Here is a 15,411-nt window from a genome sequence, read left to right on the forward strand (position 1 = left end):
ATGCGCACTCTGCCCAAGCGACTGGCCCAGCCTGACAACAGCGCCGCCGCCCCGGTCGCGACGACCTCGGTACCGGCTGCGGTGACCCCGACGTTGCCGACCGCCGCCCCGGTGACCGACGCCTGGCCGGGGCGCGACCTGCTGGACAGCCCGATGTTGGCGCGAGTCCTGCTGGCCGCGTGGGGAGGCGACGCCGCCGTGTGCGTGCCCGCCTGCCCAGGGGCGGGTAAGAGCCGCCTGGTGGCGCTGCTGGCCGGTGCGCTGGCGCACCGGGTGGGGCTGCGGGTGGCGGTGGCCGCGCAGACCCGTGAGCAAGCCGCCGAGCTGTCTCGGCGCATCGCCGCTGTCAGCGACCGATCCTCACTGATCGTGTCGGGGGCCGGTAAGAAGCCGGTCACCGTGGACGGTATCCGCACCGTCGCGGGTCGCAGCGTGCGATGGCAACACTCGACCGGGGGAGAAATCCTGATCGGCACCGCCGCCCGGTGGCTCTACGTCGATCCGAACATGGCCTCGGCGGACGTGCTGCTAGTCGATGAGGCGTGGCAGGCAACGTATGCCGACTTGGGCGCTCTCGGGGCGCTGGCGCGCCAGGTGGTGTGCGTGGGTGATCCCGGTCAGGTGGCACCAGTGGTGACCGGCTCGACAGAGCGGTGGGACGGCCAGGCCACCGGCCCGCATCAGCCCGCCCCAGCCGCACTGCTGGCCGCGCACGGCGAGGCGGTCACGGTGCACGAATTGACGAACTCTTGGCGACTCGGGCCGCAGACCTGCGCACTGGTGTCGCAGCACTTCTACCCGCAGATGCCGTTCACATCACGACGCCCCGATGAAGCGGTGATCGCACCGGACGGCACCGTGTTGCCCGAAATCCTGAGTCGCCCGACCGAGGCGCGTCACGGGCCAACCGACCCAGCGCTACTGACGGCGCTGGCCGAGCGGGTGCGCGAACTGACATGGCACGACTACCGGCGCGGTGGCATCAGCGAGCCGCTGACCGCTGCGGACATCGCCGTGGTCGTGCCGCACGTAGCGCAGGCCGGTGCGGTCCGAGCAATGCTGGCTGACATGCCCGACGTACTGGTGGGCACCGTCAACGCGCTGCAGGGTCTGGAACGTCCCGCCGTGGTGGCGCTGCATCCGATGGCCGGATACCGCCGCGCCGAATCGTTCGCGCTCGATGCGGGCCGCATGTGCGTGACCCTGAGCCGACACCGGGCGCACCTGACGATCTTGACCGATCCGGCGACCGCAGCGCTACTCGACGCTGTTACCGATGATCCCCAGGCCGCGCAGGCGCGGGCAGTGCTTGCCGCGCTCTCATGAACAGACCCCGCTCGACGGTGGTGGCCTGGCAGATCGCCCAACCACCACCCCACCCGGCACGGGGTGAGGTGGTGGTTCCGGAACGGTTGTGCGGGAGGGCGTTTGCCTGTCGGTGGTCGACGGTAGTGTCGTTGGTGTTGGGGCAAGCCGATGGGGGCTGGCCATCGTTTCGGGAAGGGGAACACCATGGCGATTTACGGTGATGGGCAGTGCTTGGACGGGCCGGATGGGTGCACGGGGGAGACCTTCGCGCGCTCGACGCTGTCGGGGAGCGGGGACCAGTACTACCGGTGTGACGGGCACTACGCCGCGTATGTCGAGCGGGTTCAGCCGCAGATGGATGCCATCCGGCGTCGGTATCCGGATCGGGCGCCGGCGGATTTCGATCCGATGTATGCCGGTGAGCGCTGGGACGAGGACGACTGGTAGGCGGTGTTCGCTGGCCGGGTCGGGGGTGCTTCGCCTCGGCCTGGCCGGCGCAAGCCGGAACCCCTGGCCACTCGGCACAGGAGTGGGCAGAGGTTCTGCGTCTGTGGTGAATGTTGCTGCGCAGCGGTTCATTCGGATGGTGTTGTCGGTGGGCTGCGTTAGGATCACTTGTGTTGGGCAGGTCAGTCGGACCGGCCCTCGATTCCCGGAAGGGGAGTGCAATGCACGCAATCAAGGCGCTGGGATCGGTCATCGCGAATCTCGTTGCCATTCTTGGATTCCAGCCGTTCGAGTCGCTGGTGCTGGTGACTGTCACAGGGGATGCTCTGGGTTGCGTGTTGCGCCTGGACCTCACCGATGCGGCTTTGCCCGAGGCACCGGAGCGGTTGGCGGACACCACGGCACGCAGTGGCGCCGAAGGTGTGGCGGCAGTGTTCGTGTCAGCTGAGGGTGCCAGCTGCGCGATGTGCGCGGGGGAGTACCGGGACATGGTGGGTGAGTTGGCGGCGGCGCTGAATCGCCGTGGGGTGCAGATGCTCGACGCGGTTGTGGTCGACCGTATCGAGGTGGGCGGCCGGTGGACGTGCCTTGACGAGTGCGGCAATGGTGGGGTGCTCGATGATCCTGCGGCGTCGGTGGCGGCTGCTGCGGCGGTGGTGGCGGGTCACCGGTTGTACGGCAGCCGTGAGGAGCTGAAGGCGAGCGTTGCGGTCGATCGGGCGCGGGTCGCGGAGTTGGCGCCGCTGCTCGTTGGTGCCGGGGGTCCCGTCGAGGACGTGGCCGTGGCGGTGCGCGAGGTAGTGACCGCGGTGCGGCGTGTGGGAGAGGGTGTGGTCCTGTCAGATGTCGAGCTGGCCCGTATCGGGGCGGCGTTGGTGGATCTGCGGGTGCGCGATGCGGCGATGACTCTGGTCCACTGTGAGGACGAAGCGGCGCCGGCCGAGCAGTTGTGGTCGGAGTTGGCGCGGGTGCTGCCGCCGCCGTTCCGGGTGGAGGCCATGTGCACCGCGGCGCATGCGGCCTACGTCCGTGGTGAGGGGCCGTTGGCGGGTGTGCGGTTGGAGGCACTGTTGGCTGAGGACCCGGCCCACCGGATGGCGGTGATGTTGGACAAGGCGCTGCAGAGCGGGATGCCACCGGAGGCGATCCGCGGCCTGACCGCGAACCTGACCCCGGCAGTGTCGGTCTAGTCGGGCCGGTGGGGGCGCCGACCGAGATGGCCGGCGCCCCCACCACCCCAGCCGACACAGGGTGGGGTGGTGGGTGAAAAGAGGCTCATATGAGTCGGTTTCGTCGGCGGCGGCCTGGGTTTGTTTGTCGGTGGCGGGCAGTAGAATCGCATGTGTAGGGCAGGCCAATCGGGTCGGCCCGCGGTTCCCGGAAAGGGGAGTTGTGGTGACTGCTGTCGTTGAGGGTTCGGTGGCCGTGGTGTCACGGTCAGTGGCGGAGGCTATGGCCGCGGGTGTGCCGGCGGGTGCGATCGTGTGTGCGCCGCTGTCGAGCGGTCCGGTGGCCGGCTGGCTGGTGGTTGAGGACAACGAGGGGGCCGGCGCGCAACGCCAGTGCGCCGTGGTCCGGCTGGACGGGTGCGCTGTGGCGGTGGCCGGTGCGGTGTCGGAGGTGATGCTGGCCGGCGATCCGGTGCCGACAGAGGGGGAGATGCCGGCGTGGGCTTCGGCGCTGGCGGCTGCGGCGTGGGTGAGTCGTCGTTATGAAAGGGAGGTGGCGGCAGCTCGGTCGGCGCTGTTAGACAATGAGGCTCGCCTGGAGCGCATTGTCGACGCGGCGCATGAGTATGCCAGCGACAACGATCTCTGTGAGCGATTCGACCGGTTCATGATTTCGCAGGGGTTGCGTCCGCGTTCGCGGGATTACGTGTGCGAGGTGGATGTGACAGTGCGGGTGCGTATTCCGGTGGCGTCGCACAGCGCTGATGCGGCCGGCTCGGAGGTGTCTGATCAGGCGGTGGCTGCGGCGGTTGCGGAGCTTCACGGCTCGGCGCTGACGGATGCGATTCAAGAGCACGACGTCGTGGACGTCGAGGAGGACTGAGCGCGTCTGAGTGGTTGTGGTGGCCGGTAGAGCAAGCGCCGGCCACCACACCGGGAGTGCGCCACCCCCGGCTCACCCGGCACAGGGGTGTGGTGTGGGCGAAATCGTCGGTGGGCGTGTGGGTGTCACAGATCGGGTGAGGAGTCTCGGCGGCTTGTCAGTGGCTCGTCGTATGGTGTCGATCGAGAGGGCAAGCCAGTCGGGCGGGCCCAGGACTCCCGAAGGGGGAGACGAATATGTCGACGTTGGAGATCTCGCGGCTGGACCGGGTTAGTGCTCGCGGCGTGAAGTTGGCGCGGCGAGCGATCGCGGCCGCGCGGACCCTCGCCGAGGTGGGCGATGGTGTTGCCGATGACCGGCAGCGAGAGATTCTCGAGGCTTTCCCTGGCTGGGGCCCGGTGGCGGCGCTGTTTGATGCGGAGCCGGCCGGAGCATGGGCGGGGTTGGCCGACGAACTCGACGACGCGGCCGGAGAGTCGATGTCGGCGGCGGCCCGCGTCGTCGATACGTCGTTCTTCACCCCGCCGGCGTTGGTGGGCCACATCTGGGCAGTGTTGCGGGCGGCGGGTTTTGCGGGCGGTTCGGTGCTCGACTTGGGCTGCGGCTCCGGGGCGTTTCTGCGGTATGCGCCGGCCGATCTGCCCGTGGTGTTGACCGGAGTGGAGGCGGACCCGATCTCGGCGGGTATTGCACGGGCGTTGCATCCGGAGGCGTCCATCGTCACCGGCGAGTTGCAGCGGGTGTCGCTGCCGCACCGGCGATTCGACGCCGCTGTGGGTAACGTGCCGTTCTCGGCGGCTCGCGTGCACGATGGCGCGATCGGCTTCTACGGGCCGCTGCACGAGTACTTCGTGGCCCGCGCGGTGACGGCGGTACGTCCCGGCGGCTACGTGGTGGTGGTGACCTCGCGACACGAACTCGACGCGGCCCACGGCCTGGCGAGCAGCATCGAGAAGCACGCCGACCTGATCGCCGCAGTGCGGTTGCCGTCGGGCTACTTCCGCGGGTCGGGAACTGACGTGGTCGCCGACGTGCTGATCCTGCGCGTACGTGACGACGAGAGCGACGTCCGCGGCTGGCGCCAGCCCCGCGAGGGCGCGGTGCGTGAAGCCGTCGAGGGCGTCGTCGGTGGTCGTCACGCACGGGAGTGGGTGAGCAGCTTTTGGCAACTGCACCCGGAGCTGGTGGCCGGCACCATGCGCGTCACCGGCTACGACCGCAATCCGTTGGCCGTGGATGCCGGCGACCCGGCCGCCGCGGTGGCGGGCGCTTTCGAGGCGGTCGTGCCGCTGCTGGTGCCCTACGCCGAGCCGGACGCGGTGCCGGCGGATCTGGCGGATGTGCGCCTTGTCGATGACCAGGGCCGCAAAGAGGGGTCTTTGCACGTGGTGGACGGTCAGGTGGTCCGGGTCGCCGACGGCGAGCTGACGGTGGTGAATCGGCCCAGCGCCGAACTGCGGGCGCTGATCGGGTTACGCGACGCGGCGGTCGCGTTGCTCGACGCCGAGTCCGATTGGGACCGCCCAGACGCGGCAATCGAACCGCTGCGGGTGGCCTGCCGTGATGCCTATACGGCGTACGTGGAGCGCTACGGTGCGCTCAACCGTGGCACCCTCACTGAGGGCAAGCCGGACCCGGAGACGGGTATGCCGCGGCTGGGGTGGCGCACCCCGCCCCTGGGGGGCTTCAGAAGCGACCCGGACGCCCCGGTGGTTTTTGCGATGGAGTCTTTCGATCAGGACAGCGGCGAGGCGGCGCCGGCGCCGATTCTGCTGCACCGGGTCAATAAGCGGCCTCAGCCCGCTACGCGAGCGGACACCCCCGGCGAGGCGCTGGCGATCTGCCTCGGTGAAGGCCGCGGCCTGGACCTCGGCCGTGTGGGGGCACTGCTGGGTATGTCGGACCCGGAGGAGACGTTCGCCGCACTGGGTGAACTGACCTACCGCGACCCCCGAGACGGCCGGGCAGTGATCGCGCGTGACTACCTGTGCGGCGACGTGCGCGCGAAACTGCGTGAGGCGCTGGCTGCCGCGGCGGTGGATCCGCGATTCGAGCGCAACGTGGCCGCGCTTGAGGCGGTACAGCCGCCATGGCTGACCCGAGAGGACATCCGTATCGAGCTGGGCTCGCCGTGGGTCACCGCCGGTGACGTCGTCGACTTCTGCAGCGAAGTGTTCGGAACCCGTGCCAGCGTCGATCACGTTGCCCCGCTGGCGGCGTGGGAGGTCACCGCGCACGGGCGACTCTCGCCGGAGGCTCGAATCGCCTATTGCACAGACCGTTTGGATGCCTTCGAGCTGCTGCAGATCGGTCTCAACGGCGCGGCGCCGGTGGTGTGGGATGAGTTCTATGACCAGCACTCCCACACCCGGCGCAAGGTTCGCAATGCCGACGCCACCGAGGCCGCCGAACAGAAGCTAGCGGCCATCCAGGGCCGGTTTTCGCTGTGGGTGTGGGAGAGCGCCGAGCGGGAGCGGCGCATCGTCGATCAGTACAACCTCACGATGAACGCGCACGTCTTGCGCCGCCACGACGGGTCGCACCTGACGTTTCCGGGTCTGGCCGGCGGTGTTGAGCTGTGGCCATGGCAACGCGACTTCGTCGACCGCGCCGTATCGACGCCGGCAGTGTTCTGCGCCCATGAGGTCGGGCTCGGAAAGACGCTCACTGCAATAACTTTGGCGATGACGCTACGACAATTCGGGCTGGCCAACAGGCCCGCGCTAGTTGTTCCCTTGCATCTCATCGAGCAAGCTACCCGCCAGTGCTACCAGGCGTGGCCGGCGGGTCGGTTCCTGATCGTGACGCGCGACGATCTGCACGGGGATGCTCGCCGCCGGTTCGTGGCCCGTTGTGCCACCGGGGACTGGGATCTGGTGATCATGACGCACGAAACGTTCTCCGCGCTGCCGGTGCCCGACAGCGCGGAACGGGCATGGCTGGAAGATCAACTCAGCGAATTGGAGAGTTACGCGCGGACCGAGGGCTATACCGGCAAGCGGATCGCCGCCGCGGTGCGCTCGCTGCAAGGGCGGTTGAGCCGTTTGCGCAGCGCGGTCAACGATCCCAACGCCGTGACGTTCAAGAGCCTTGGTCTGGATTACTTGATCGTCGATGAAGCGGACAAGTTTCGCCGACTGCCAGTGACTACACGAGCCGATGGCTTCAGCCTCGGATCGAGCAAACGGGCGTTGGATCTCTACCTGAAGCTGTCACTGCTGCGGCGCGCCAACCCGAACCGCCCGCACGCCTGCCTGCTGACGGGAACGCCGTTCACTAACACCCTCGCTGAGGGATATGTGTGGCAAAGCATGCTCGCGCCAGAACAATTGGAGCGCACAGGGCTGGGTCACTTCGACGCGTGGGCAGCGCAATTCGTGCGTTACAAGGTGCTCATCGAGACCAGCCCGGACGGGTCCGGGTTCCGGTCGCGGCGCCGTCCGGGCACCATTCAGAATGTCCCAGAGCTGCGCACCATGCTCTCGGAGTTCATGTCGATGGTGCGAGCTGACAGCGTGGGCCTGGCGCGGCCGGAAGTCCGCAACCACACCCACCTGAGCGAACCAACCGACGCGCAGCGAGAGTTCATGGCGAACCTGGTCGTACGCGCCGACGCGCTACGGACGCGCAGCGCGTCCGCGGCGTCGGACAACATGTTGGTGATCTGCAACGACGGGCGCAAGGTGGCCTTGGATCCCAACCTGGTCGGACTGAGTGAATCCGCGCCGAAACTCGATGGGGTGGCTGCCCTGGTGGCCGACATCTACCACGACACAAGAGATCTCGTCTATCCAGGCTCATCGCGTCCGGGCGCTTTCCAACTGGTGATGTGCGACCTGGGCACGCCGAAGGACGGTGACGCGCAGAGCTACGGGCGGATTCGCGCCGGTCTGATCGCACGCGGCGTGCCGGCCGAACAGATCCGATTCGTGCACGAAGCGACGACCGCCAAGGCGCGCGAGGCGCTGTTTGCGGCGTGCCGCGACGGCCGGGTCGCGGTATTGATGGGCTCGACGCCGAAGGTCGGCATAGGGACAAACGTGCAACACCGGCTGCACTCGCTGCACCACGTCGACCCGACGTGGACGGCCGCGGCCTGGGAGCAGCGCAACGGTCGCATACAGCGCAACGGCAACCAACACGACGTCGTCGACATTCACAGCCACGTGTCGCGGGGTACGTTCGACGCCTTCATGTTCGGGACGGTGGAGCGCAAGGCGCGCGGTTTCGCGCAGCTTTACCGGATGGACGGGCAGGCGCGCGAAATCGAGGACATCGGCGATGAGGTACTGACCTTCGGTGAGCTAAAGGCAGCCGCGGCCGGCAACGATCTGCTGCTACGCCAGCACGAATTGGAGAGCCGGGTGCGGTCGCTGCGGCTGGAGCACGTCACTGTGCAGCAGAACGTGCGAACGCTGCTGCACCAGGCGGCCAGTGCCGAGACGGCGGCGGAGGCCGCCAGTGCCCGCGTGAAGCGGCTGGAGGCCTTCGCCGAGCACCGCGCCGGGATGGGGGAGGTCGACCTGACACGGGTGGCGGCGGACGCGTGCCGGCAGCGCGAGCCTCACGACTACCGGTCACGGCTGCGGGCCGAGTGGGGCGATCGCCGGGTGTCGGTGCGCACCGTGGACACCGACCCTGGGCAGCGGTTGGAGTTGGCGTTCGATCACCGCGTGCTGTGGGCCGAACCGCTACCGGGCAAGGTGCGCCGGCGAGGACCCGAGGCGGTGCAAGCGTGGGCGGAGGCGATGGTGGCCGCCTGGGTGGCCGGCGTCGACCGCGAGATGGTGCAGGCTCGCGGCCGCGTCGAGGAGTGCCAGCGGCGGGCCCAGGACGCGCGGGCGGCCGCGGCCGCCACTGATGTCGGGGAACCCGCCGAATTGGCCGCGGCGCGCGCCGAGCTGGCGGCGGTCAACAAAGCGATCGGCGACGCGCTCAACGAGGAGGAGCGGCCCAAGGCGGCATAGACGGTCCGTGTTCTGGGGTGGTCCTCGCCGACAAGGTGACGGTGTAGCGAGGGCCACCCCGCGGGGGCCGGCAGCGGGGGCCGTAGCGTCGCCAAGGTGCCGCATCGCCGGCTGATCGCGTCGAGGAAAGGGTCTACGGTGTCCACACCCCGCGAGATCGTGCGACTGCACTTCCCCTGGGACGTCCCGGCCGACCTGCAGGACCACCCCGTCTACGTCTTGATGCGCCTGCACGGCGACTACGTCGCGACCGGCGGCCGGGGCATGCCCCCCGCCGACGTCGCCGCGGTGCACGCCTTCCACGCGCAGCTGCGCGAGCACGACTGGGTCGTCGAGTACGACCCCAACATCACCGCCGCTGAGGGCATCGACGATCGCCCTGGCTTCGCGTACCGGGCCCGCACCATCGACGATGACGACCTGATCATCCGCAACAACGGGCACACGGTGATCACCGACGAAGGCGAACTCATCTGGCGCTACCCGCCGGATCTCGACCACTGACCACCGCTCACCCCCGCCCCCTCGGCACGGGGTGAGGCGGAGGTTACGGAGCTAGGCCGTCGACAACGACGTGTAGGGGGCGGCCGGTGTGGGCGCTTTCGTCGAGCAGGTCGCAGAATGCGCGCCAGGCGATGCCGGCGGCGCGGTGTCGGGACCATAGCGCCGCTGCGGCTGGGCCAGGGCCGAGTGTGCGGGCCTCGGTGAGGTCGTCGACGCACGGGGGACGAGGCCGCCCGGCCTGGGTCCAGAGGTCATGCTCACGGGTGAACGCGTCAGGGGTGGTGAGGTAGTCGAGGACGTCGGCCGCGCTCGTCAGAGTGTCAGCTGCGGAAAGGATGCGGCCGAAGTCGAGCACCTGGGCGTGCTGAATGTGCCAGGCGGGTGCAGTGGTGGGTTCGGGCATGGGGCGGGGACTCCTGGTGCGTAGCTGATCCGTTGGCTAGCAGCACATCCGATCCGTTAGGGGTGGGCAAGAGATGCGCCGATAAGGGGGCTTATCGGTGTGACGGCGGCAAGTTGTCGGTGGGTGTGGGTAGTGTTCGTGGTGTAGGGCAAGCCAGTTGGGCGGGCCCCGGAATCCCGGAAGGGGACTGCCATGACTGCACCCACGATCGAGCGCGTGACGCGCCTGCCGTCGACCAGGACGGCGACGTCGACTGGCGGGCGTTGCTCGAACAGGCAATGACCGTGCCGGGCCGCCTCGGTGACACCTATTGCCGGTTTCATCAGTACTCGCTGGCCAATCAGCTGCTGCTGCTGTCGCAGGGTGTGACCGAGCCGTGCGCGCCGTTCAAGGTTTGGAAGGCGCTGGGCCGCATCCCGGTCAAAGGCGGTGCTCGTTTCGTGCGGCACCCGCGTCCCGTGTACGAAAAGGATGCAGAGACCGGTGAGCGGGCCATCAAGTTTGTCCGATTCGTGCTGCGCCGTAGCACCTTCCCGTACTCCAACACGGTGGGCCCGGAGATCGAGTGGCCCGAGCTGCCCGCGTGGGATGCCCAGCGAGCGCTGGCCGCCTTGGACATCACACAGGTTCCATACGCGCTCATCGACGGCAACTGCCAGGGGTACAGCTTCGAGCGCAACGTGGCGGTGAGCCCGGTGGCGAAGTTTGCCCTGAAAACACTGTTTCATGAGTGCGGGCATGTAATGCTCGGCCACACAACAGGGTTGGGCGATGGGGAGAGCCCGTGCAGCCGCGGTGTCGAGGAGTTCGGCGCCGAGGCGGTGGCCTACCTGCTGGCCCACGAACTCGAGTTGACCGAGTGGGCGCCGGAGGAGTCGCGCGCCTACATACAGCACTGGCTGGGCGACGAGCGGGTCACCGATAGCCACATCCGAGCGGTGTTCACCGCCACCGACAAGATCTTGCGGGCCGGCCGAACCCTGGCCGAGATCGCCGACGACGAGGAGGCGGACGCCGCGTAAATCTTGCGGGTCGTGCCGCGCGCGCCGGAGAAGTCCCCAACAACTTCCCCTCCGGTGCTGCGCGCCGGCCCGCCACCCCAGTGCCCGCCCGGCGACCCGCTCACCCGCCGGGCGGGCACTGCCATGTCTGGCCGGCCCCCACTCCCCACCCGGCACAGGGGTGGGGAGTGGGTTGGCGGAAGTGGCGGTGGTGCAGGCGTTTTGAGTCGGGCATTTGTCGGTGGTCGGCGGTAGGGTTATGGGTGTTGGGCAGGCCGATCGGGCTGGCCCACAGTTCCCAGGGAAGGGGAAGTGCTGTGAGCGTTGTCGATGGTGTGCAGGTGGGGCTGCGAGTGGCGTTGGACGGGACCGTGCAGCGGGTGCCGCTGGTGCTCGATGAGCATGGCAGTCCGGTGGGGATGCTGTGCGAGCAGATCGGCTGTCAGGTGGTGCAGCTGGTGACGTTGGCCGACGGGCTGGAGCTGTGGTGTGACGAGGAGGCGCTGGTGTTCCTCGATCTCGACGACCGTGCCGCGGTGTCTGCGGCGGTCAATGTCGTGGCGACGATGGCCGCCAGTCGTACCGCGCGGCTGCGGATGCCGGTGTTCGGGGTGGCGGTGTTCCTGAGCGGGGACGGTGAGTGCAGCGCGGGTCTGTCGGTGGAGCAGCTCGACGAGTTGGAGGGGCTCGCCGCGGCGTCGAGCGATGTCCTGGCACGGCGGTCGGTGTTGGCTGCGCATGCGGGCGGGCAGCACTGATGACGTTGGAGCTGACGATCAAGGTGGAGAACGCCTACAGCGATGGGCACGAGTCTCAGCGTGTGGAGACGGTCACCGTGGAGCCGTTCGCGGATGTCGAGGAGCTGTGGGAGCGGCTGGAGGAGTTCACCGGCGACGGCCACGGCACCGACGGCTCGCTGGGCTACTGCTACGAGGTGACGGTGCTGGCGTGCCCGCAACGGCCCGAGCTGGTCGGGCTGAGCAACGAGTGGGTGGGAGCGTGAGCGGGGGCGAGCTGCCCGCCGGGGTGTTCCCGACGGGTGCGGACGTCGAGCTGGTCGAGGATCAGCGCAGCGGTCGCCTGGATGGCCCGCTGTATCGCGTCGTCGGCGTCCAGGGCGTATTGCGCGACGTCCGCCAGGTTGATGCCGCTACGGGCGCGCTGGAGGGCATAGAGGTGCGCTACGTGGCCGACGAGCTGCGCCCGGCCCGCCCGTTCGTGCTGCGCCGATATGAGGCGCTGGGCGTGCGTGCGGTGCTGGCCCAGTGGCGGCACGCCGCGGCGCACGACGAGGAAGACTTCGGCATCGTCGAGGAGCTGCTTGAGCGCGCCGAGCGGCTGGCGGGACTGGTCCTCGACGGCGGCGGCGAGAATCGGTCCGCCGCGGTGGAGGTGTCGGACTTCGCCAGCGCCTTCGACGACGCGCATGTGGTGCAGATCGACACCGCAGAGACGACGGGCCGGGTACGGGTGTTCATCAACGACGGGGCCGTCTATGACGGTGATCCGGAGACCGACGAACCGCCGGGGGCGCACTACCGGGGTGAGGGCTGGCAGGAGGGGCGCCGGCTGTTCAGCGTGCGCAGTCTGATGACCGGCGAGACCTCGACGTTTCGCGCGATCAACGAGAACGACGCGACCGCGCAGTACCTCGACGTCGTGGCCTCGAATCTGCTGGTGTGGCCGGACACCGATATGGGCGGGGAACCGGGAGCCCAGCGGTGAACGAACAACCCAGCGGCTATCTGAGCATCGACGACACGTGCTGGCCTGATCCCACTGACCCGCGCGAACTGGCACACCGGCTGCGCTACACCCCCGAGGGGCTGGGCCGCCGCGACCAACTGGTGCTGGCCTCCATCGTGGAGGCCTACAGCTCTCTGGTGTGCATGGACTCGCGTACCCGCCAACGGAGGGTCATGCAGCTGCGGGAGGCCTCGCAGATCTTCAGCGGTGTCGGTAGCCGCCGGTAACGTGTGCGGTGTTGGGGCAAGCCAGCAGGGCGGGCCTAGGAGTTCTCGATAGGGGAAGTGATGACCATGGCTGAGGTGACCAAGACCGCGGGAGTGACGGCCTGGACGGGTGCATGGCGGTTACCCACGGACAAGCGCGATCACCAACGCGCGGTGCGCAAGCAGCGCCGCAAGGACCGCCGCGAGGTAGCCAGCCAGCGCCGCGACTACGACCGCCGCTGAGAACCCCCACACGGCGCGCGGAGCGCGCCTGCCCCCCGGTGCCCGCAGGTTCCCCCGCCTGCGGGCACCGTCATATCCAAACCTTTTTGGACTCTCGGCGCGCGAGCGACGATGGTCGAATCGTAAATATGTTGGAATGCAGCAAGTTTCGATAATGTGGTGTACGATAGAGTTATGACGTTGAGCAGCAAAGCAATTCGCACCTACCGCGCAAGCGGTAGCGACAACCGCGAAAGCGGTTGCAGCGCAATGCAGAACAAGGGATGCGGGCATAACGTCACCACCACGGCACCGCGTCAGCGGTGCGATTCACGAAACCTAAACCGCAGCAACACAATCAGAGACAACCGCGTAAGCGGTTGGCGGACAGGGTGACTCGCGGGCGGGCTTGCCCGCCCGGTCATGGGAGCCCGGCGCAGCCGGCTCACGAAGACAGACGTGAGCCGGCTGCGCCGGCTCCCATGACCGGGCGGGCAAGCCCGCCCGCGAGTTAGGCTGCGCGCCAACCGCTTACGCGGTTGTCTCCGATTATGTTGCTGCGGTTTGGATTTCGTGATTCGCACCGCTGACGCGGTGCCGCGGTTGCATCGTTGCGTGTCAATCCGTCGTTATGCATTGCGCTGCAACCGCTTTCGCGGTTGCTGCTACCGCTCGCGCGGTAGACGCGAATTGTGTTGGTGCTCAATGCCATAGCGTCATCATACACTCTTTACTGTAAACCCATTGCACTTCAGCATCTTTGCGTGGCGCTCCGCGCCTCGGTTGATGCAGTCCAGATGTGGCGATGCCCCGCAGGCCGGGGGTGCCTGCGGGGCATCGGGTGGGGCGCGCTCCGCGCGCCGAGAATGGGTTACTCGGTCAGGACCACAGTCCTCTCATCTGGTTCGCGAGATCGTCATGGCTCTGCGCCACCCTGTGCTGTGTCGCCGCGATCTCACGCAACTTGTCGGGGTTGATCGTTCCGCCCGATTGCAGGCGCTCCCCCAGGCCATGTATCGCCTCGGCGGTGCCTCGCTGCGGCTCGACCTCGGCCAGCTGCTGCAGGACGCGAATCGTGATGCCGAGCGCGGTGTCGGCGTCGGTGCGACCGCCCTCCAGCGCTGCGGCCAGCTCAGTCAGTTCAGCGGCAGCGCTGCGGTACTGCTCAGATGGGTTCACGATGCGCGTTCTCCTACTCCTGTGTGACCGGTAATCATCGGCGGGGCCAACCGTAATGTCGGGGACGGACAGCGGCGGGCATCTGTCAGACCACTCATGCGCTCGCCCTGGCCCGCCCACGTCCGAGGCGACGGCGTGTCACCCGCACCGGCCCGCGCAGCAGTGCCCATGCCCACCAGCCGAGCAAGCCGTAGCCCATCGCGGCGTCCATCGGCACCCGCAGCACAAGACTGGCCAGACCCACCAGGACCGCGACGATCACCGCCGAGCGGACCAGGCGCACCGCGCTACCAGTGACCCGGCGGATCATGCCGGCACCCCTGCCGTCTCGGTGAACGCATCCAGCTTCGACGGGTCGGCCCTGAATCGGCCACCGTCACGACACACCGCCACCGCCGTACGGTGGGCATTGCGCAGCAGCGCCAGAGCAGCCTCGTAACCAGCCCAGTCGACTATCCGCCACTGCACCGGCCCCATGTGAACGTCCACGTAGTGCACCGCGCGGCGACGGCGTTCGTCATAGCTCGACTGCGGAACGACCGACCACTCCGGCGCCCGCGTCCACGTCACCGACACCACCGAGTACCCCGGCCACGCTTCGCTGCTCACCGACTCCAGCGGCGCCGTCCCCGCCGCGCCGCGCAGTGCCTCCCGCACCGCGCCGAACGCGGCCAACACCGTCCACACCTGCTCAGCGGAGGTGAACCGCATGAAGATCTCGCCCCACTGCACCGACACCACCGCCAGATCCGTACGCGCATCGCTGACCGACACATGACCAGCCACCGGGCGAACCACCACCATCGTGCGCGTCACCAGACCCGCCGGAATCGGCATCCGATCCACCACCCGCGACCCCAACACCGCAGCAGTCACAACGCTCCCCTTCCCTGGGAATCCGGACCGGCCCCGCTGGCCTGTCCAACACCTGTCAGTCTACCCGCCCGCACCGACGTAAGCGCTACGAATCACGCTCCAGCACAACACCATCACGCACCCATGCCCCACCCCGGTGCCGGGTGGGGCATGGGTGGTGCGCGTCGTTAGGCCGGGCAGCTCGGCGCGGCAGCCATCTCCTCGTCGGCCAGGGCCAGCAGCCCTGCCGTCTCGTCGAGGTACAGCTGCGCGGTCGACCACTGCGACGCCTCGACGTCGGGATGAAGCGCTGCATCGGCCGACAACGTCGCCGCGTGGTGAGCGAACATCCGGCGCCGGTTGCCGTGCTCGGCGACCGCTGAGTGAATGTTGAGCCGGGCCTCAGCCAGGATCGCAGCAGGGTTCGGAATCGAGGTCGCGGACATGGCGGTGGCCTTCGTGCTCGGCGGATACGAATCGGGATGCTAGCCCCGAAGCGCGACAGCCGATAGCGATGCCGA

The 15,411-nt window shown here is 68.3% G+C and carries 17 protein-coding genes; 12 read left to right on the forward strand and 5 right to left on the reverse strand.

Annotation, left to right across the window (positions count from 1 at the left end):
- From MYCSM_RS34880 to MYCSM_RS34905, 6 genes are all read left to right on the forward strand, one after another.
- Positions 1 to 1,326 (forward strand): AAA family ATPase, encoded by a 1,326-nt coding sequence (locus MYCSM_RS34880; protein WP_015298255.1) that lies wholly within the window; start codon positions 1 to 3, stop codon positions 1,324 to 1,326.
- A 186-nt stretch (positions 1,327 to 1,512) separates the two neighbouring features.
- The gene (locus tag MYCSM_RS34885) at positions 1,513 to 1,755 is read left to right on the forward strand and encodes a hypothetical protein (RefSeq protein WP_015298256.1); all 243 of its coding nucleotides are present in this window, start codon (positions 1,513 to 1,515) and stop codon (positions 1,753 to 1,755) included.
- A gap of 221 nt (positions 1,756 to 1,976) precedes the next feature.
- Positions 1,977 to 2,945 (forward strand): DUF4192 domain-containing protein, encoded by a 969-nt coding sequence (locus tag MYCSM_RS34890; protein WP_015298257.1) that lies wholly within the window; start codon positions 1,977 to 1,979, stop codon positions 2,943 to 2,945.
- Between the two features lie 205 nt (positions 2,946 to 3,150).
- A complete protein-coding gene (locus MYCSM_RS34895; RefSeq protein ID WP_051074020.1) occupies positions 3,151 to 3,807 on the forward strand; it encodes a hypothetical protein in 657 nt (218 codons plus the stop codon).
- 236 nt (positions 3,808 to 4,043) lie between these two features.
- On the forward strand, positions 4,044 to 8,774 hold the full coding sequence (locus MYCSM_RS34900) for a methyltransferase domain-containing protein (RefSeq protein WP_015298259.1): 4,731 nt from the start codon (positions 4,044 to 4,046) through the stop codon (positions 8,772 to 8,774).
- A gap of 138 nt (positions 8,775 to 8,912) precedes the next feature.
- Entirely contained in the window at positions 8,913 to 9,278 is a 366-nt protein-coding gene (locus MYCSM_RS34905) for a hypothetical protein (protein WP_051074015.1), read from the forward strand.
- A 43-nt stretch (positions 9,279 to 9,321) separates the two neighbouring features.
- On the opposite strand, the gene MYCSM_RS34910 is transcribed toward MYCSM_RS34905, so the two are convergent.
- Positions 9,322 to 9,681, reverse strand: coding sequence for a hypothetical protein (locus tag MYCSM_RS34910; RefSeq protein WP_015298260.1), 360 nt, complete (start codon positions 9,679 to 9,681; stop codon positions 9,322 to 9,324).
- A 125-nt stretch (positions 9,682 to 9,806) separates the two neighbouring features.
- Between MYCSM_RS34910 and MYCSM_RS34915 the strand changes: the two genes are divergently transcribed.
- The 6 genes from MYCSM_RS34915 to MYCSM_RS37975 all read left to right on the forward strand — a co-directional run bounded on the left by MYCSM_RS34915 (position 9,807) and on the right by MYCSM_RS37975 (position 12,877).
- Positions 9,807 to 10,703: a hypothetical protein gene (locus MYCSM_RS34915; protein WP_232425897.1), complete on the forward strand. Its 897-nt coding sequence runs from the start codon at positions 9,807 to 9,809 to the stop codon at positions 10,701 to 10,703.
- 296 nt (positions 10,704 to 10,999) lie between these two features.
- Positions 11,000 to 11,440, forward strand: coding sequence for a hypothetical protein (locus tag MYCSM_RS34920; RefSeq protein WP_232425898.1), 441 nt, complete (start codon positions 11,000 to 11,002; stop codon positions 11,438 to 11,440).
- Positions 11,440 to 11,685 carry a hypothetical protein gene (locus MYCSM_RS34925; protein WP_015298263.1) on the forward strand — a complete coding sequence of 82 codons (246 nt, stop codon included), beginning with the start codon at positions 11,440 to 11,442 and terminating at the stop codon, positions 11,683 to 11,685. Before MYCSM_RS34920 ends, MYCSM_RS34925 begins: the two co-directional genes overlap by 1 nt.
- Entirely contained in the window at positions 11,682 to 12,407 is a 726-nt protein-coding gene (locus tag MYCSM_RS34930; protein ID WP_157681640.1) for a hypothetical protein, read from the forward strand. Before MYCSM_RS34925 ends, MYCSM_RS34930 begins: the two co-directional genes overlap by 4 nt.
- Positions 12,404 to 12,655 carry a hypothetical protein gene (locus MYCSM_RS34935; RefSeq protein ID WP_041316240.1) on the forward strand — a complete coding sequence of 84 codons (252 nt, stop codon included), beginning with the start codon at positions 12,404 to 12,406 and terminating at the stop codon, positions 12,653 to 12,655. Before MYCSM_RS34930 ends, MYCSM_RS34935 begins: the two co-directional genes overlap by 4 nt.
- Positions 12,656 to 12,721: 66 nt before the next feature.
- A complete protein-coding gene (locus tag MYCSM_RS37975) occupies positions 12,722 to 12,877 on the forward strand; it encodes a hypothetical protein (RefSeq protein ID WP_198345151.1) in 156 nt (51 codons plus the stop codon).
- 858 nt (positions 12,878 to 13,735) lie between these two features.
- Here the strand turns inward: MYCSM_RS37975 and MYCSM_RS34940 are convergent.
- The 4 genes from MYCSM_RS34940 to MYCSM_RS34955 form a co-directional block, all read right to left on the reverse strand.
- The gene (locus MYCSM_RS34940; RefSeq protein WP_015298266.1) at positions 13,736 to 14,035 is read right to left on the reverse strand and encodes a hypothetical protein; all 300 of its coding nucleotides are present in this window, start codon (positions 14,033 to 14,035) and stop codon (positions 13,736 to 13,738) included.
- Between the two features lie 94 nt (positions 14,036 to 14,129).
- Complete coding sequence (locus tag MYCSM_RS34945; protein WP_015298267.1) at positions 14,130 to 14,345, reverse strand: hypothetical protein; 216 nt, start codon at positions 14,343 to 14,345, stop codon at positions 14,130 to 14,132.
- A complete protein-coding gene (locus MYCSM_RS34950) occupies positions 14,342 to 14,911 on the reverse strand; it encodes a hypothetical protein (RefSeq protein ID WP_015298268.1) in 570 nt (189 codons plus the stop codon). The genes MYCSM_RS34945 and MYCSM_RS34950 overlap by 4 nt, the downstream gene beginning before the upstream one ends.
- Positions 14,912 to 15,078: 167 nt before the next feature.
- Entirely contained in the window at positions 15,079 to 15,336 is a 258-nt protein-coding gene (locus tag MYCSM_RS34955; RefSeq protein ID WP_015298269.1) for a hypothetical protein, read from the reverse strand.
- Between the last annotated feature and the right edge of the window lie 75 nt (positions 15,337 to 15,411).

The organism is Mycobacterium sp. JS623 (assembly GCF_000328565.1).
Taxonomy (GTDB): domain Bacteria; phylum Actinomycetota; class Actinomycetes; order Mycobacteriales; family Mycobacteriaceae; genus Mycobacterium.